The sequence below is a fragment of the Streptomyces sp. 840.1 genome, assembly GCF_003751445.1.
Taxonomy (GTDB): domain Bacteria; phylum Actinomycetota; class Actinomycetes; order Streptomycetales; family Streptomycetaceae; genus Streptomyces.
On record NZ_RJUU01000001.1, the window covers coordinates 631,879 to 649,347 of the forward strand.

General features: G+C 71.0%; 16 protein-coding genes and 1 riboswitch. Of the genes, 8 read left to right on the forward strand and 8 right to left on the reverse strand.

Annotated elements, in window-relative coordinates:
- The first annotated feature begins 176 nt into the window (after positions 1–176).
- From EDD93_RS02775 to EDD93_RS02800, 6 genes are all read left to right on the forward strand, one after another.
- A complete protein-coding gene (locus EDD93_RS02775) occupies positions 177–947 on the forward strand; it encodes a GntR family transcriptional regulator (protein WP_123523651.1) in 771 nt (256 codons plus the stop codon).
- A 342-nt stretch (positions 948–1,289) separates the two neighbouring features.
- Positions 1,290–1,496, forward strand: a complete 207-nt coding sequence (locus tag EDD93_RS02780) for a DUF3311 domain-containing protein (protein ID WP_037787228.1) — start codon at positions 1,290–1,292, stop codon at positions 1,494–1,496.
- The gene (gene mctP, locus EDD93_RS02785; protein WP_123523652.1) at positions 1,493–3,121 is read left to right on the forward strand and encodes a monocarboxylate uptake permease MctP; all 1,629 of its coding nucleotides are present in this window, start codon (positions 1,493–1,495) and stop codon (positions 3,119–3,121) included. Before EDD93_RS02780 ends, mctP begins: the two co-directional genes overlap by 4 nt.
- A 115-nt stretch (positions 3,122–3,236) precedes the next feature.
- Positions 3,237–3,749 carry a GNAT family N-acetyltransferase gene (locus EDD93_RS02790; RefSeq protein WP_123523653.1) on the forward strand — a complete coding sequence of 171 codons (513 nt, stop codon included), beginning with the start codon at positions 3,237–3,239 and terminating at the stop codon, positions 3,747–3,749.
- Positions 3,750–3,769: 20 nt separating this feature from the next.
- Positions 3,770–3,928: riboswitch (cobalamin riboswitch) on the forward strand.
- A gap of 140 nt (positions 3,929–4,068) precedes the next feature.
- A complete protein-coding gene (locus EDD93_RS02795; RefSeq protein WP_123523654.1) occupies positions 4,069–6,465 on the forward strand; it encodes a ribonucleoside-diphosphate reductase subunit alpha in 2,397 nt (798 codons plus the stop codon).
- The gene (locus EDD93_RS02800) at positions 6,465–7,481 is read left to right on the forward strand and encodes a ribonucleotide-diphosphate reductase subunit beta (RefSeq protein ID WP_123523655.1); all 1,017 of its coding nucleotides are present in this window, start codon (positions 6,465–6,467) and stop codon (positions 7,479–7,481) included. Before EDD93_RS02795 ends, EDD93_RS02800 begins: the two co-directional genes overlap by 1 nt.
- 23 nt (positions 7,482–7,504) lie before the next feature.
- Here the strand turns inward: EDD93_RS02800 and EDD93_RS02805 are convergent, their stop codons facing one another.
- Positions 7,505–7,717 carry a hypothetical protein gene (locus EDD93_RS02805; RefSeq protein WP_123523656.1) on the reverse strand — a complete coding sequence of 71 codons (213 nt, stop codon included), beginning with the start codon at positions 7,715–7,717 and terminating at the stop codon, positions 7,505–7,507.
- Between the two features lie 81 nt (positions 7,718–7,798).
- Here EDD93_RS02805 and EDD93_RS02810 point away from each other — a divergent pair, with 81 nt between their 5' ends.
- Both EDD93_RS02810 and EDD93_RS02815 read left to right on the forward strand, forming a co-directional pair.
- Positions 7,799–8,773, forward strand: a complete 975-nt coding sequence (locus EDD93_RS02810; protein ID WP_123523657.1) for a helix-turn-helix domain-containing protein — start codon at positions 7,799–7,801, stop codon at positions 8,771–8,773.
- A gap of 90 nt (positions 8,774–8,863) precedes the next feature.
- Positions 8,864–10,780 carry a family 20 glycosylhydrolase gene (locus tag EDD93_RS02815; RefSeq protein WP_260255598.1) on the forward strand — a complete coding sequence of 639 codons (1,917 nt, stop codon included), beginning with the start codon at positions 8,864–8,866 and terminating at the stop codon, positions 10,778–10,780.
- 52 nt (positions 10,781–10,832) lie between these two features.
- On the opposite strand, the gene EDD93_RS02820 is transcribed toward EDD93_RS02815, so the two are convergent.
- The 7 genes from EDD93_RS02820 to EDD93_RS02850 all read right to left on the reverse strand — a co-directional run bounded on the left by EDD93_RS02820 (position 10,833) and on the right by EDD93_RS02850 (position 17,373).
- On the reverse strand, positions 10,833–11,564 hold the full coding sequence (locus tag EDD93_RS02820; RefSeq protein WP_123523659.1) for a D-Ala-D-Ala carboxypeptidase family metallohydrolase: 732 nt from the start codon (positions 11,562–11,564) through the stop codon (positions 10,833–10,835).
- A 161-nt stretch (positions 11,565–11,725) separates the two neighbouring features.
- Positions 11,726–12,373 carry a peptide deformylase gene (gene def, locus EDD93_RS02825; RefSeq protein ID WP_123523660.1) on the reverse strand — a complete coding sequence of 216 codons (648 nt, stop codon included), beginning with the start codon at positions 12,371–12,373 and terminating at the stop codon, positions 11,726–11,728.
- A 106-nt stretch (positions 12,374–12,479) separates the two neighbouring features.
- Positions 12,480–13,472 carry a hypothetical protein gene (locus tag EDD93_RS02830; RefSeq protein ID WP_123523661.1) on the reverse strand — a complete coding sequence of 331 codons (993 nt, stop codon included), beginning with the start codon at positions 13,470–13,472 and terminating at the stop codon, positions 12,480–12,482.
- Positions 13,473–13,563: 91 nt separating this feature from the next.
- Positions 13,564–14,871 carry an HD-GYP domain-containing protein gene (locus tag EDD93_RS02835; RefSeq protein WP_260255599.1) on the reverse strand — a complete coding sequence of 436 codons (1,308 nt, stop codon included), beginning with the start codon at positions 14,869–14,871 and terminating at the stop codon, positions 13,564–13,566.
- Positions 14,820–16,295: an HD-GYP domain-containing protein gene (locus tag EDD93_RS02840; protein ID WP_123523662.1), complete on the reverse strand. Its 1,476-nt coding sequence runs from the start codon at positions 16,293–16,295 to the stop codon at positions 14,820–14,822. The genes EDD93_RS02835 and EDD93_RS02840 overlap by 52 nt, the downstream gene beginning before the upstream one ends.
- Before the next feature lie 104 nt (positions 16,296–16,399).
- Entirely contained in the window at positions 16,400–16,720 is a 321-nt protein-coding gene (gene rsrA, locus EDD93_RS02845; protein ID WP_073737027.1) for a mycothiol system anti-sigma-R factor, read from the reverse strand.
- Positions 16,717–17,373 carry a sigma-70 family RNA polymerase sigma factor gene (locus EDD93_RS02850; protein WP_018105559.1) on the reverse strand — a complete coding sequence of 219 codons (657 nt, stop codon included), beginning with the start codon at positions 17,371–17,373 and terminating at the stop codon, positions 16,717–16,719. Before EDD93_RS02850 ends, rsrA begins: the two co-directional genes overlap by 4 nt.
- Positions 17,374–17,469: the final 96 nt, after the last annotated feature.

Here is a 17,469-nt window from a genome sequence, read left to right on the forward strand (position 1 = left end):
GAGCTTGGCCTAGACCTTTAGGGGTGTCAAGGGTGTATAAGAAGTGCACTCGCGTCCGTTATAGGACCGACATCTGAGGGAGGGCGACGAGCCGTGACCGGACCGTGCCACCATGTGAGCCGCGACAGACGGAGGAGCCGGTGACGGCAGCAGCGCAGCAGTCGGGAAGGCGGGCCATGGGCGTCGACGGGGGCAGTTCGGAGACCGAGACGGGCGGGGGCGCCGGGACGCGTACCGCGCGCGTTCCGAAGTACTACCGGCTGAAGCGGCATCTCCTCGACATGACGGACACGATGCCGCCCGGCACCCCGGTGCCCCCGGAACGGACCCTGGCCGCCGAGTTCGACACCTCGCGCACCACCGTGCGCCAGGCTCTCCAGGAACTGGTCGTCGAAGGCCGGCTGGAACGCATCCAGGGCAAGGGCACCTTCGTCGCCAAGCCGAAGGTCTCGCAGGCCCTGCAACTCACCTCCTACACCGAGGACATGCGCGCCCAGGGACTGGAACCGACGTCCCAGCTGCTGGACATCGGCTACGTCACGGCCGACGACACCCTCGCCGGACTCCTCGACATCACCGCCGGCGGCCGCGTGCTGCGGATCGAGCGGCTGCGGCTGGCGAGCGGTGAGCCGATGGCGATCGAGACCACCCACCTCTCGGCCAAGCGCTTCCCGGCGCTGCGGCGTTCACTGGTGAAGTACACCTCTCTCTACACGGCCCTGGCCGAGGTGTACGACGTCCGGCTGGCCGAGGCCGAGGAGACCATCGAGACCTCGCTCGCCACCCCGAGCGAGGCCGGACTGCTCGGCACGGATGTGGGCCTGCCGATGCTGATGCTGTCCCGTCACTCGCTGGACGAGCAGGGTGAGCCGGTCGAGTGGGTCCGTTCGGTCTACCGAGGTGACCGCTACAAGTTCGTGGCCCGCCTGAAGCGTCCACTGGACTGACCGGGCAACGCCCCGGCGCACCACCCCGACAGCCCCCGTGGAACCGCTTCCACGGGGGCTTTCCCGTCCCCCGGACAGCCCCTTCGTCCCGCCATTGGTCTGAACCACATCCCCCACCCCTTCTCCCGCGCAGGGGATCGTCCCGGCGGCCCGCCACCGGCCTGCGGACCGTTGCCGGACCGCAATGCGGACAGGGGGTGACGCTGGCCGGAACCCTCGCCTAGATTTCCTGCGCATTGCAAAGGTGATCAGCGAGGGGACGGAGTCGCCGCCATGTCAGCAGACCCAGAAGGAAAGCCAGCGGACCCAGGAGGAAAGCCGCCCACGGTCACACCCGTGCGGGTGGTCATCGCCCTCTGCCTCATCGCGCCGTTCGTGGCGATGCTCTGGGTGAGTTCGTACGCCAAGATCGACCCGACCTTCATCGGCATCCCGTTCTTCTACTGGTACCAGATGCTCTGGGTGCTCATCTCGACCGCACTCACGATGATCGCGTACAAGCTGTGGCAGCGTGACCAGCGCGCCCGCAAGGGGGGTGCGTCCGCATGAAGGACGGCGTGAACGGCATCGCGCTCGGCGTCTTCATCTTCTTCTTCCTGGCCGTCACGGTCGTCGGCTTCATGGCCGCCCGGTGGCGCAAGGCGGAGAACGAGGCCAGCCTCGACGAATGGGGCCTGGGCGGACGGTCCTTCGGCACCTGGGTCACCTGGTTCCTGCTCGGCGGCGACCTCTACACCGCGTACACCTTCGTGGCCGTACCGGCGGCGATCTACGCGGCCGGCGCGGCCGGCTTCTTCGCGGTGCCCTACACCATCCTTGTGTACCCGCTGATCTTCACCTTCCTGCCGCGCCTGTGGTCGGTCTCGCACAAGCACGGCTACGTCACCACCTCGGACTTCGTCCGGGGCCGGTTCGGCTCCAAGGGACTCTCGCTGGCCGTCGCGGTCACCGGCATCCTCGCCACCATGCCGTACATCGCGCTCCAGCTCGTCGGCATCCAGGCGGTGCTCGACGTGATGGGCGTCGGCGGCGGCGAGGACACCAACTGGTTCGTCAAGGACCTGCCGCTGCTGATCGCGTTCGCGGTGCTCGCCGCGTACACCTACTCCTCGGGCCTGCGCGCGCCCGCGCTGATCGCCTTCGTCAAGGACGGGCTGATCTACCTGGTCATCGCCGTGGCGATCATCTACATCCCGATCAAGCTCGGCGGCTTCGACGACATCTTCGCTGCCGCGCAGGAGAAGTTCGCCGGACCGCCGGGCGGCAAGCCGACCGGTGCGCTCGCGCCCGGCGTGGACGGCCAGTGGGGTTACGCCACGCTCGCGTTGGGCTCGGCGCTGGCGCTGTTCATGTACCCGCACTCCATCACGGCGACGCTCTCCAGCCGCAGCCGCAACGTGATCCGCCGCAACACCACGATCCTGCCGCTCTACTCGCTGATGCTGGGCCTGCTCGCGCTGCTCGGCTTCATGGCGATCGCCGCCGGGGTCAAGGTGGACAACGGCCAGCTGGCGATCCCGCAGCTGTTCGAGGACATGTTCCCCGACTGGTTCGCGGGGGTGGCGTTCGCCGCCATCGGCATCGGTGCCCTGGTCCCCGCGGCGATCATGTCGATCGCGGCGGCGAACCTGTTCACCCGGAACATCTACAAGGACTTCCTGAAGCCCGACGCGACCCCCGCCCAGGAGACCAGGGTCTCCAAGCTGGTGTCGCTGCTGGTGAAGGTCGGCGCGCTCGCCTTCGTCCTCACCATGGACAAGACGGTCGCGATCAACTTCCAGCTGCTCGGCGGGATCTGGATCCTCCAGACGATGCCGGCCCTGGTCGGCGGCCTGTTCACCCGGTGGTTCCACCGCTGGGCGCTGCTCGCGGGCTGGGCGGTCGGCATGGTCTACGGGACGGCTGCCGCCTACGGGGTCGCCAGCCCCACCCAGGCGCACTTCGGCGGCTCGTCCAAGGAGATCCCGGGCATCGGCGAGATCGGCTACATCGGCCTGACGGCGTTCGTGCTGAACGTCGTGGTGACCGTCGTCCTCACCTTCGTCCTGAACGCCGTGAAGGCGCCTGCGGGGATCGACGAGACCTCTCCCGCCGACTACACCGCCGACGCGGGCGACCCGGGCGTGAAGACGGAGCTCCCGCCGGCCACGGCCGGTGCGCCCGGCGGTCACTGACCGGGGCCCCCACGGGCCGCCGCACCCCAGCACGTATGGGGTACGGCGGCCCGTTCGCACGTCCGGGGGAAATCCCCGTGCCGGCGCCGCCCGCGGGTGCGGCAGACTTCCGTGCATGGACATAACCATCAGGCCGGTCGAGCCCGCCGAGTACGCCGCCCTCGGCGAGATCACCGCCGAGGCCTATCTCGGGGACGGGCTGCTGGACTTCGGCGCCGACGATCCGTATCTGGTGCAACTGCGCGACGTCCCCAGGCGGGCCGCCGAGGCCGAGGTGCTTGTCGCGGCGGACGCGCGGGGCCACGTCCTCGGCGGGGTCACCTACGCGCCTCCGGGCAATCGCTGGGCCGATATCGCGGCGCCCGACGAGGCCGAGTTCCGGATGCTCGCGGTCTCCCGCGAGGCCCGCGGCGCCGGGGCGGGCGAGGCGCTCGTACGGGCCTGTATCGACCGCGCACGGGCCACCCCGGGGGTCACCGGCATCGTCCTGTCGACGCAGCCGGCGATGCGCGGCGCCCATAGGATCTACGGGCGCCTCGGCTTCGTCCGGACCCCCGAGAAGGACTGGTATCCCATCGAAGGGCTCTCGCTGCTGACGTACCGCCTGGAGTTCCCGGCGGTCTCTTGATCGGTCACGCGACACAACATGTGGGGGCTGCCTCATCCGGCGGCCCCCACATGTATGCTCATGCTCGCTGTCGCCGCAGGGAAATCCGGTGCGAATCCGGAACTGTCCCGCAACGGTGTATTCGGTGTGCTTTTGTGCACCCCCGAGTCCGAGGACCTGCCGACAGCGCATCCGGCTCGACCGAACCGGATGCCCAGACGTCCGGGCCTCGTGGATGGGCCGGTGGACGCCGTACGACGTGCTGCCCCGACCGGGGCCCCGCTCCGTCCGGCTGCCCCGTTCCTCCGCCGGCCCAGAGCCGAGCGAGGGAGAGCACCACGTGACCATCGCGCCAGCCGATCCGGTTTCAGCGGCCGAATCAACGGGACCCACGAGCGACGGACCGGGCACCGCACTTCTGCGGACCCTCACCGCCCTCACCGCGGACCTGCCCGACACCGACCCCGGACGCGTCGCCGGCGCCGCGCTGCGCGGCCGCAACGCCCGGTCGGACGAGGCCGAGCTGCGCTCGCTGGCCACCGAGGCCGCCGCGGGCCTGATCTCCGAGGACCCCGCCTACTCCCGGCTCGCCGCCCGCCTCCTCACCCGCACCATCGCGGACGAGGCGGCCGGACAGGGCGCGACGTCCTTCTCCGCCTCCGTCGCGGCCGGCCACCGCGAGGGCCTGATCGCGGACCGCACCGCCGAGTTCGTGACGCTGCACGCGGCCGCTCTCGACGCGCTGGTCGACCAGGCCCTCACCGACGGCGCCGACGACCGGTTCGGCTACTTCGGGCTGCGCACCCTGCACAGCCGCTACCTGCTGCGCCACCCGATCACCCGCCAGGTCGTCGAGACCCCGCAGCACTTCATGCTGCGGGTGGCCGCCGGGCTCGCGGAGGACGACTCCGAGCGCGCCCTGGACGAGGTCGCGGCCCTGTACCGGCTGATGAGCCGGCTGGACTACCTGCCCTCCTCGCCCACGCTCTTCAACTCCGGCACCCGGCACCCGCAGATGTCCTCCTGCTACCTGCTGGATTCGCCGCTGGACGAGCTGGACTCGATCTACGACCGCTACCACCAGGTGGCGCGGCTGTCGAAGCACGCGGGCGGCATCGGCCTCTCGTACTCCCGCATCCGGGCCCGCGGTTCACTGATCCGGGGCACCAACGGGCACTCCAACGGCATCGTGCCGTTCCTCAAGACGCTCGACGCCTCCGTCGCCGCGGTCAACCAGGGCGGCCGGCGCAAGGGCGCCGCCGCGGTCTACCTGGAGACCTGGCACGCGGACATCGAGGAGTTCCTGGAGCTGCGCGACAACACGGGCGAGGACCAGCGGCGCACGCACAACCTGAACCTGGCGCACTGGATCCCGGACGAGTTCATGCGCCGGGTCGACGCGGACTCCGCCTGGTCGCTGTTCTCCCCGGCCGACGTGCCCGAGCTGGTCGACCTGTGGGGCGACGCGTTCGACGCCGCCTACCGCGCGGCCGAGGCCAAGGGCCTGGCCCGCAAGACGATGCCGGCCCGTGAGCTGTACGGCCGGATGATGCGGACCCTCGCCCAGACCGGCCAGGGCTGGATGACGTTCAAGGACGCCTCCAACCGGACCGCGAACCAGACCGCCGAGCCGGGCCGCGTCGTGCACTCCTCGAACCTGTGCACCGAGATCCTCGAAGTCACCGACGACGGCGAGACGGCCGTCTGCAACCTGGGTTCGGTCAACCTCGGCGCGTTCGTCGAGGGCGGCGCGATCGACTGGGAGCGCCTCGACGCCACCGTGCGCACCGCCGTGACCTTCCTGGACCGGGTCGTCGACATCAACTTCTACCCGACCGAGCAGGCCGGCCGGTCCAACGCCCGCTGGCGGCCGGTGGGGCTGGGCGCGATGGGTCTCCAGGACGTCTTCTTCCAGCTGCGGCTGCCCTTCGACTCCCCCGAGGCCCGCGCGCTCTCCACGAAGATCTCCGAGCGGATCATGCTCGCCGCCTACGAGGCGTCCTGCGATCTCGCGGAGCGCTCCGGCCCGCTGCCCGCCTGGTCCGAGACGCGTGCCGCCCGCGGCGTGCTGCACCCGGACCACTACGCCACCGAGCTGAACTGGCCGGAGCGCTGGGACGCGCTGCGCGCCCGGGTCGCGAAGACCGGCATGCGCAACTCTCTGCTCCTGGCCATCGCGCCGACCGCGACCATCGCCTCGATCGCGGGTGTGTACGAGTGCATCGAGCCGCAGGTCTCCAACCTCTTCAAGCGCGAGACGCTCAGCGGTGAGTTCCTCCAGGTCAACGCCTACCTCGTGGACGAGCTGAAGAAGCTCGGCGTGTGGGACGCGCGCACCCGGGAGGCGCTGCGCGAGGCCAGCGGCTCGGTGCAGGGCTTCGCGTGGATCCCCGAGGACGTGCGGGCGCTGTACCGCACCGCGTGGGAGATCCCGCAGCGCGGCCTGATCGACATGGCGGCCGCCCGTACGCCGTTCCTGGACCAGAGCCAGTCGCTGAACCTGTTCCTGGAGACGCCGACGATCGGCAAGCTCTCCTCGATGTACGCGTACGCCTGGAAGCAGGGGCTGAAGACGACGTACTACCTGCGCTCGCGCCCGGCGACGCGGATCGCCCGTGCGGCGTCCGGCCAGGCCGCGGCCGCCGCCCCCATTCCCGTACAGCAGGCGGCCGCGCCCGACGCGGACGCGATCGCCTGCTCCCTCGAAAACCCCGAGTCCTGCGAGGCCTGCCAGTAATGAGCGCATCCGAGAACAAGAACCTGCTGGACCCGGGCTTCGAACTGACCCTGCGGCCCATGCGCTACCCGGACTTCTACGAGCGCTACCGGGACGCGATCAAGAACACCTGGACGGTGGAGGAGGTCGACCTGCACTCCGACGTCTCCGACCTCGCCAAGCTGTCGCCGGGCGAGCAGCACATGATCGGGCGGCTCGTCGCGTTCTTCGCGACCGGTGACTCGATCGTCTCCAACAACCTCGTGCTGACGCTGTACAAGCACATCAACTCCCCCGAGGCGCGGCTCTACCTGTCGCGGCAGCTGTTCGAGGAGGCCGTGCACGTCCAGTTCTATCTGACGCTGCTCGACACCTATCTGCCCGACCCGGACGACCGGGCGGCGGCCTTCGACGCGGTCGAGGAGATTCCCTCGATCCGTGAGAAGGCGCAGTTCTGCTTCAAGTGGATGGACTCGGTCGAGAAGATCGACCGGCTGGAGACGAAGGCCGACCGCCGCCGCTTCCTGCTGAACCTGATCTGCTTCGCGGCGTGCATCGAGGGGCTGTTCTTCTACGGCGCGTTCGCCTACGTCTACTGGTTCCGCTCGCGCGGCCTGCTGCACGGCCTCGCCACGGGGACGAACTGGGTCTTCCGCGACGAGACCATGCACATGAGCTTCGCGTTCGAGGTCGTGGACACCGTCCGTAAGGAGGAGCCCGAACTCTTCGACGACGCCCTCCAGCAGCAGGTCACCGACATGCTGAAGGAGGCCGTCGAGGCGGAGCTGCAGTTCGGCCGCGACCTGTGCGGCGAGGGCCTGCCGGGCATGAACACCGAGTCCATGCGCGAGTACCTGGAGTGCGTCGCCGACCAGCGGCTCGCCCGGCTGGGCTTCCCCGCGGTGTACGGATCGCAGAACCCGTTCTCGTTCATGGAGCTCCAGGGCGTCCAGGAGCTCACGAACTTCTTCGAGCGCCGCCCGTCTGCCTACCAGGTGGCGGTCGAGGGCACGGTCGGCTTCGACGACGAGTTCTAGGACCTGCCCTTTCCCGGCGGGGCTCAGACCCTCGCCCAGCTCCTCAACGGCGGACGCCGTGCGGCCTTCACCGGCTGCGCGGCGTCCGCCGTTTCCGGTGGTGCCGTTCTCCGGCTCCGTTCCGCGTCCCGGAGCTCGCGGCCGATGCGGAGCTCGCGGGCGATCCCGATCAGCGCCGGGAGCAGGACGAGGACGATAAGAGCGGATATGCCCAGGACGTTCTGGAATGTGTTCATGCCTCTACTGTCGTCCGTCCGAGCAGAATCCGGCAGTGGCAGGACTGTCATGGAGCATCGAATTACTGCCACACTGGGGCCATGCTGAAAAACGTCGCCGTCCTGCTGCTCGACGAGGTCCACCCCTTCGAACTCGGCGTGCTCTGCGAGGTGTTCGGGCTCGACCGCAGCGAGGAGGGCCTGCCGGTGCACGATTTCGCCGTGGTCTCCGCCGACGGCCCGGTGCTCCAGACCCACGCGGGGTTCACCATCAGCACCCCGCACGGCCTCGACCGCCTGGAGGAGGCCGACCTCATCGCCGTGCCGGCCGGCAGCCACTTCATGGACCGGGAGTACCCGCAGGAGGTGCTGGAGGCCCTGCGCCGGGCCGTGGACCGAGGCGCCCGGGTGCTGAGTGTCTGCTCGGGTGCGTTCGTGCTGGGCGCGGCCGGACTGCTGGACGGCCGTCGCTGCACCACGCACTGGCGCCACTCCGACGCGCTGGCCCGCCGCTTCCCGCGCGCCTGTGTCGAGCCCGACGTGCTGTACGTGGACGAGGGCTCCGTCATCACTTCGGCGGGCACGGCCGCGGGCATCGACGCCTGTCTGCACCTGGTCCGCCAGGCGTACGGGCCCGCCGCCGCCAACACCATCGCCCGCCGCATGGTGGTGCCGCCGCACCGCGACGGCGGGCAGGCGCAGTACATCCAGCGGCCGCTGCCCCGCGACCGCTGCGACACGGTCGGCGACACCCTCGTCTGGATGGAGCGGCATCTGAACCAGGAGATGACCGTCGAGCAGCTCGCCGCCCAGGCGCACATGTCGCCGCGCACCTTCGCCCGGCGCTTCCAGCAGGAGACGGGCACCACGCCGTACCGCTGGCTGCTGCGCCAGAGGGTGCTGCTGGCCCAGCACCTCCTGGAGACATCGGACGAAACGATGGACACGATCGCGGGACTGGCGGGCTTCGGCAACGCCGCAGCCCTGCGCCACCAGTTCGTACGTTCACTGGGCACCACGCCGAACGCGTACCGGCGGACCTTCCGCGGACCCTCGGACCTGACCGAAGTCGCCTGACCCCGGCCGCGTTGACATCCGATCATTCGTCCAACCGTTTCCCTCACCTGTCCATGGACCGGGGCCCGGCGGCGGGCCCAGGGTCGGACGATGGACATCCGGACGGCAGGACGAAGGACCATCGGGGCCGTGGTGGCCGCGCTCGCCGCCACTCTGCTGCCCTGGCAGAGCGCTGCGGCCGTGGACGGACCGGGCGCCGCCCCTCCGCCCGAGGTGCTGCCCTCGCTGCGGCAGTGGCAGCCCGCCGAGGGGGAGTTCACCCTCACCGACCGGGCCAGGATCGTGCTGGACGGGGTGCGGGAGCAGCGCACCGCCGATGACGCGAAGCGGTTCGCGGGCGAGCTGAAGGGCGGCGCTGCGGTGTCCCGGGGGCGGGCACGGGCCGGCGACGTGGTGCTGCGCCAGGACGCCTCCCTGAAGGGGTCGCTGGGCACGGAGGGCTACCGGCTCGACGTCGGGGACCGGGTCACGGTCACGGCGGCGACCTCCACGGGCGTGTTCTACGGCTCACGCACCGTTCTCCAGCTGCTGAACGACGACGGCCGCGCGGCCCGGGGCTCGGCGACCGACGTGCCGGCGTACCGGGAGCGCGGGGTCGGGGTCTGCGCCTGCTACATCAACGTGTCCCTCCCCTGGTTCGAGCGGCTGATGAAGGACATGGCCTCGCAGAAGCTCAACCAGCTCTGGATCGAGGCGAAGGTCAGGAGCGACACCGACCCGGAGTCCGCTTTCTGGGGCTACTACACCAAGCCGCAGATCCGCTCGCTGGCCGCGACGGCGAAGAAGTACCACATCGAGCTGGTGCCGGAGATCAACTCCCCCGGTCACATGGACACCTATCTGGAGAACCACCCCGAGCTCCAGCTCAAGGACAAGGACGGCGTCGCCTCGCCGCCCCGGCTGGACATCTCGCGGCCCGAGGCGCTGACGTACTACACGTCCCTGGTGGACGAGGCCCTGAAGGTGTGGGACACCCGTACCTGGCACATGGGCGCCGACGAGTACATGATCGGCTCCTCGTATCCGGACTACCCGCAGCTCCAGGCGGCCGCGATCGCGAAGTTCGGCGCGTCGGCCACCCCCGACGACCTCTTCGTCGACTTCATCAACCAGGTCAACGCACATGTGAAGGCCGGCGGCCGGTCACTGCGGATCTGGAACGACGGGCTGACCGGCCACAACGCCGCCGTGCCGCTGGACCGCGACATCGCCGTCGAGCACTGGCTGGGCGGCGGCGCCATCCAGCAGCCGTCCGAACTGCTGGCCGAGGGCCGTCCGGTGATGAACTCCGCCTACTCCCTCTACCTGGTGCGCGGCGGCTTCACGATGGACACGCGCAAGCTGTACGAGAGCGACTGGACGCCACTGAGCTTCGAGGGCGAGACGCTGCCGGCCACGGCGGCGAACCTGACCGGCGCGAAGATCAGCCTCTGGCCGGACAGCGCGGCCGCCGAGACCGAGAACGAGGTCGAGGTGAAGGTCTTCATGCCGCTGCGCTTCATCGCCCAGGCCACCTGGGGCGGCCCGAAGCCGAGTGACACGTACGCCGGTTTCGAGGCCCTGGCCCGGCGGATCGGTCACGCGCCCGGCTGGGCGAACACCGACCGCGCCCCGCTCCCCGACGGCACGTACCGGCTGACGTCCGGCGCGAAGGCGCTCGCGCCCGGCGCGGACTCCGGGGTGGCGCTGACCCGGGGCGCGACGGCGGGCTGGACGCTCACCGCGACCGCCGACGGGTACTACACCGTCCGCTCGGCCGGGAACGGGACGTGTCTGGACGCGGTACGGGGGAAGAAGTACCTGGGCGCCCCGCTGGAGGTGGGTGCCGAGCTGTCGCTCGGGACCTGCTCGGCGGGGGCGCGCACCCAGCGCTGGCAGCTGGACACCGGGGCCGGTGCGCTGGTCCTGCGCAACGCCGTCTCGCAGCTCCGGCTGACGGAGCGGGCCGAGGACGGCGCGGCGGTACAGACGACGGGCGGGGCGCGCCTGACAGCGAAGTCCGCCTGACGCGCGACTGTGGGGCCCGCCGTGACGGCGGGCCCCACACGTGCGCCGGAGCTCAGATACCGCAGTTCGGCGCCGACCAGAAGTGGCTCGGGCCCTGGTTCACGTGCACGTGGTCGTTGTGGTCCGGGTACCCCGGGCCGAGGATGCCGTTGAACCCGTGGTTACGGGCCTCCTTGGCCAGCGTGCAGAAGGCGATGCCGCCGAGGTCGGCCGCGTCGCCGTACAGGTGCCGGCTGTTCGAGGCGCCACCCACCGAACTGTTGCAGGAGGTGGAGCGGAAACCGCTGTTGACGGTGATGGGGTGGTCGCCGAGCGCGTGGCGCAGCGCCTCCAGTTTCCACATGGTGCTGAGCGCGTTGGCCTTCGCCGTTCCCGCCGCGACCGCGCCTCCGGCCCAGGTGCTGTTGCACTTGTTGAGTTCGGCGTAGGTGAAGTGGACGGGCGTGCAGTCGTTGTCCTGGAGGGCGTAGAGCTTGGCCTGGGTGGCCGGGCCCGCGACGCCGTCGGCGGCCAGCCCGTAGGCGGCCTGGAAGCGCTTGACGGCGGCCGTGGTGGCCGGTCCGTAGGAGCCGTCGACGGCGAGTACGGAGTTGTACCCGGGGTATCCGGCGACCCTGATCTGGAGCTGGACGACATCGTTGCCGGTGGCGCCCGGCGAGAGGGTCCGGGTCCAGGTGTAGCAGCCGTCGGCCTGGGCGGTGCCGGCCGTGACCACGGCCCCGCCCAGCGCGAAAGCCATGGTCATGACAAGGCCGAGCAGAAGTCTCGCGGAACGTCTGAGCATGGGGGCTCCCTACCACGACGAAGGTGTGAGCAGAGAGACTGTCGGACGAGTCGACGCGCGTCAACTACGCCCAGGAGAAGGCTGGTTGACGGGCGGGAGACAGTGCGGAGCCCTGCCCCGGCGTACCGGAACAGGGCTCCGCGAGGCTGCGCGCGCCGGTGTCAGTCGTTCGGCACGATCTCGTAGCGCGGGGTGTTCTCCTCCATCTGCCGGAGCGCGTCCTTGCGGTCGCGCTTGGAGAGCCGGTCGATGTACAGGTACCCGTACAGGTGGTCCGTCTCGTGCTGGAGGCAGCGGGCGAAGTAGCCGTTGCCCCGCACCTTGACCGGATTGCCCTTCGCGTCCTGTCCGCGCACCACCGCGTAGTCCGGGCGGGCCAGCGAGGCGTACGCCGTCGGGACCGAGAGGCAGCCCTCGTTGGAGTCGTCCAGGACGCGCTCCTCGGGCGCCAGCTCTTCCAGCACCGGGTTGCAGATGACGCCGGTGTGCCGCACGCCGTCGTCGTCCGGGCAGTCGTAGACGAAGACCTTGAGGTCGACGCCGATCTGGTTGGCGGCCAGGCCCACGCCCTCCGCCGTCCGCTGGCTGGCGAACATGTCGTCGATCAGCGTGGCCAGCTTCTCGTCGAACGCGGTGACGTCCTTGCACTCCTTGTGCAGGACCGGGTTGCCCACCACCGTGATCGGGCGCGAGGTGCCGCGCTCGCGGTAGGCCGCCTCACGCGCCTCGCAGTCCTCGGTGTCGACGAGGAAGCCCTCGTCGTCGACGCCGTCGACGCTGATCTGCTCGTCCGTCTGGTGCTGCGCCATGTCCGCCGTACGCCTTCCTCACAACGTGAAACCCGGGATCCGCGGCTCGCGAGGACCCGGGCACCCGAACACCGGAATCGGTGCGCACACAGCCTACGGGTAGCGGTCAGCAGACCTCTTCCAGATCCCGCCACTCGCGGCTGTCCGGACTGTCCGCGACCCATCCGTCCAGCAGTCCGCGCACCAGCCCCGCGGGCGCCGCGAGCCCGCACTCACGCTCCGGCACCCACAGCTCACCCGCGGTGCGGTGGCCCAGCGGGCCGGGGTGGCCCGGCTCACTGTGGTCGTGCGGGTCCAGGTGCTCGCCGTCACCCTCGTCGCTCTCCATCCGGCTCTCCGAGCAGGCCCGGCAGAGCAGCCGGACGGACGAGGACCAGTCCTCGGCGGCGAAACCGGCGTCGGAGGCCAGCTGCTCCAGGGCGTCCCGGTCCGCCTCGGTGGCGGCTTCGAGGAGCACCACCCAGGTCGGCACAGGGGACGGCGCCCACAGCTCGATCTCGTCGAACACGGGATAGGAGGGCCCGGCCGCGGTGATCCGTTCACCGTTCGGCACCCCGTCGTGCAGCACGACCTCGCCCCAGCGCCGCCCGGAGGACGGCAGCGGGATCGACAGCACTTCCATCCGCGCCGGGTCCAGCCTGCGGCCCCACACGACCTCGGCCTCGCCCTCCGGCGACAGCCTCACGGCTGCGCTGCCCAGGTCCAGGCCGACCGGCTCACTGTGGGAGGCGGGGGTCTGCTGCCCGCCTCCGGGCACCCTCAGCCCGTACGCCTGCCAGGCCCGGCGCGCCAGCGGCCAGTCCTGCAGCGCGGTGGCCGCGATCCCGACGTTCCACCAGTCGGGAGCGCCGGATTCCTTGTCGAGCAGCGCCACGGCGCGCAGCCCGGCGGCCCGCGCCTGCTCCCAGTCATGCCGGAACTTGTGCAGCAGCGCCAGGTTGAACCATGACTCGGAGAGCCAGGGCTCCAGGTCCGCCGCACGCGTCAGCAGTGCGCCCGCGTCCTCGTACCGGCCGTCGCCGATCAGCGTGAACGCGCGGTCCGTGGCCTGCCGCCAAGAGGCGGAGGGCCGATGCCGTACCTTCCCGAAGATCCTCACGATTCCCGCCTGTCCCGACTGGACACCCTCGTTTTCCGCTCTCCTTCGCATCCAACCATGCCTGGCCGGACGCCCGCTCATTACCCATGGGTTACCCAGGCGGGACGGGGGTCAGACCGCCCCTGGCCAGAACCCGGGCAAGCGATTCCACGACCTGGGGCTGGTAGTCGTGGCCGGTCCCGAGCCTGAGCCGTTCCAGCGCGCCGAGCGGCCCGCCGGCGCTGTCCCCGCACAGGTCGTCGTACGCGTTGACCGCCCTGACGATCCTGGCGGACAGCGGCTGCTCGCGGAAGGGGTCAGCCTGCTGCTCCACGACGACGGCGACCCTCGCGTCCACCCCGGTCTGGCGGACCACGGCCCCACCGAGCAGCGCGATCCGGCGCTGCTCGGCGGCCGGCAGGGTGGCGGTGGCCCCCTCCGGGACCGGGTCGACCAGCGAGAGCTGCCCGATGTCGTGCATCAGGGCCGCGTACTCCAGGACCGTGAGATCGGGCCCGGAGAGTCCCAGCTCACGGCCGACGGCCGTGCAGAGCGCCGCCACCCTGCGGGCGTGGCCGTGCGGGGTGTACCCGGCGATCTCGGTGGAGCGGGCCAGCGAGGCGATGGTCTGCCGGTAGGTGGTGCGCACGGCGGCGTAGCGGCGGAACGAGAGCTGGGTGAGCAGCAGCGGTACGCACAGGACGGGCAGCGCCCACAGCCCGGCCGCGGCGACCCCGAGCGCCATCACCGCGCCGGTCGCGCAGACCGCAGATCCGATGCCGATCAGGGCCCGCAGCTCGTCGCGGAGCAGCGGGCCGTACGGGACGGTGGTGCCGGCCCGCAGCACCAGGGCGCCCAGGACGGCGTCGCACAGCGCGGTGAGGCCGAGCAGCAGGAGCAGGAAGGCCGCGTAGTACGGGCCGTCACCGAACCAGGTCTCGGACCGGCCGGAGTTGTAGAGCGGCTGGAAGCACACGGCCGCGAAGCCCACGGTCAGGATGCGGCGTGCCACCTGGTCCGGTCCGGGCCCGCTGCCGCGTGCGACATGGGGCACGGAGGCGACGAGCTGGGCCGCGACGAGCACGGCGATCACCTGGAGGGCGCCCTGGCCGGTGGGCTCCCCGCCGCTGCGCCCGAGCAGGGCGTACGCGAGGGCTCCGGCGGCGCCGAGCGGCGCGGGCTCCCGCTCCCCGGGCAGGGCGCCCCAGCGGGCCAGCTCACCGATGGCGATGAGCACCCCGAAGGCGAGGGCGTGGCCCGGGTCGTGGATCCCGTGCCAGAGGGTGTGCCCGAGCGCGGCGGCGGTGAGCGCGAGAGCGGCGCCGCGCACGACCGGGGTGACGGGTGCCGGCCGGACCCGCTGCGCCCTCACCGCCGCCGGCCCGGCCGTCGGGAGGCCGGCGGGGGCGGCACGCCGCATCCGGCCCCGCCGTCCGCCGGATCCGGCGAAGGGCCGGGACCGAGCCCGTCCGGCGGCTGCGGACGAGCCGGCTCCCGGGCGGCGCCCGAGCCCCCGCCCGGCTCCCCGGCACGTGCTCCCGGCACCTCCGCCCCCGTCACGGCGGACGACACCCACCCGTGCCGTTCCAGGCCGCGCGCCAGCGCCCGCACCATCTGCGGATCGAACTGGGTGCCGGCGCACCGCCTGAGCTCCTCCACGGCGGCCGGCACCGGGCGCCCCGGCCGGTAGGACCTGGTCGAGGTCATCGCGTCGAAGGCGTCGGCCACGGCGACCACCCGGGCGAACTCGGGGATCTCACGGCCGGTGAGCCCGTACGGGTAGCCGCTGCCGTCGAGCCGTTCGTGGTGGTGCAGGATCGCGGCCCGTGCCTCACCGAGGAATCCGATGCCGCGCACGATCTCGTGCCCGTACTCCGGGTGCAGCTCGATCACCCGGCGCTCGTCCGGGGTCAGCGGCCCGTCCTTGCGCAGCACCCGGGTCGGCACGCCGAGCTTGCCGACGTCGTGCAGGATGCCGGCGAACCGGAGCACTTCGACGCGGTCCCGCGCCATGCCCAGCTCATCGGCGATCAGCACGGAGGCGCGCCCCACGCGCTCGCTGTGGCCCCGGGTGTAGGTGTCCTTGATGTCGACGGCCTGCACCAGGGCCCTGATGGTGGCGCGGTGCGCGGCGTGCTCGCGGTGGTACTGGGCGAAGACCCAGCAGGAGATGTACATCGGCAGCAGGACGAAGAGCGCGGCCAGCGGCCCGTACGAGCTGTTCCACAGGACCGCCATCATCAGTCCGGCGAGGCCGTGCACGAGGTGCGGGCCGAGCGAGCGGGGCAGCAGCCCGCTCCAGGCGCGCCGCAGCGGCAGCTGTTCGGCCGCGGCCAGGATCGAGCCGTCGAGCGCGCTCAGCACCAGGCTGAAGGCGAGGGCGGCCGCGCAGGCGGGCAGCAGCGCGTACGGGAGGTCGGGCAGCCGTCCGGCGCCGGATCCGCCGAGTGCGGCGGGCCCGCCGAGCAGGGCGTGGACCTGGGAGGCCGCCCAGACGGTGAGGGCGAGCTGGGCCGCCCGCCAGATACGGCGGGCGGCGGCCGGGGGGCTGTCCACCCGCCCGGCGAACGAGCCGGGTATCGCGACCAGCGCCGCCGCTCCCGGCGGCAGCAGGAAGGCGGCGGCGAGGAGCAGCGGGAAGAACGATCCGGCGCTGACCGGCACGGAGCTGCCGAAGAAGCGGCAGCGGCCGGGAAGTTCACAGAGCAGGCAGAGCCCGGCGAGCAGTGCGAGGGTGGTCCACGGGGTGCCCGCGCCGGGGCGCAGCGCGGGCAGCACGCAGAGGGTGGCGCAGAGCGCGACGGCCAGGATGTACGCCCGCGCCGCGCCGCGTGTGGCTCTCACCCGTTCCGCCCGCCCCCAGCATCGCCAAATGGAGGCGCCAGGCTAGCGAGTTGGGTGGCCGGGCTCGGTGCCGACGGCCAGGATTAGCACGTTCGGGTGATGCGTCAGTCCTTGGCGGCGGCCGGCAGCTCGCTGTCGGAGACCGTCACGTCCTGCTCGGGCACGGCCTGGCCGGAGCGGATCAGGTCGATCCGCCCCATCACCTTGGAGCGCAGGTCGGTCGGCACGTCGTCCTGACCGCAGCAGCGCTTCACCAGCTTCTTCACGGCCTGCTCGAGGCCGTACTTCTCCAGGCAGGGCGAGCACTCGCCGAAATGCGTCTCGAACTTGGTGCAGTCGCTGTCGGGCATCTCCCGGTCGAGGAACTCGTAGAGGTGGTCAAGGACCTCCGAGCAATCCGTCTCGTGCGGCTCTCCGCAGCTCATGAGCCCGAGCCTTTCCGATCGTCCGACTCACCGGCGCCCGCCGGGACGAGCCCGCGGTCACGGGCGTAGTCCTCCAGCATGCCGCGCAGTTGACGGCGGCCCCGGTGCAGTCGGGACATCACCGTACCGATGGGAGTCCCCATGATGTCCGCGATCTCCTTGTAGGCAAAGCCCTCGACATCGGCAAGATAGACCGCGATGCGGAACTCTTCGGGGATCGCCTGCAGCGCAGACTTCACATCGGAGTCGGGCAGGTGGTCGAGTGCCTGGGACTCGGCGGAGCGCAGACCGGTCGACATGTGCGACTCGGCACGCGCCAGCTGCCAGTCCTCGATCTCCTCGGCCGCACTGCGCTGGGGTTCGCGCTGCTTCTTGCGGTACGAGTTGATGAACGTGTTGGTGAGGATGCGGTACATCCACGCCTTGAGGTTGGTGCCCTCACGGAACTGGTGGAAGGAGCCGTACGCCTTGGCATACGTCTCCTGGACCAGATCCTCGGCATCCGCGGGGTTGCGCGTCATGCGCAGCGCGGCCGAGTACATCTGGTCGAGGAAACCGAGGGCATCGCGCTCGAAGCGCGCGTTGCGCTCGGCGGTCGTCTCCTGCGGGCGGCCGTCGTCGGTCCCTGTGTCGGTCCCAGTGACCGGACCCACCTCCTCCAACGCTGTGGCGGAACCGAAACCGGACCCGCTCGAATCGGAGAATAGTCGACCTTGGTCGAGCGCGGGCTGTCGATCCGATCCGCTCAG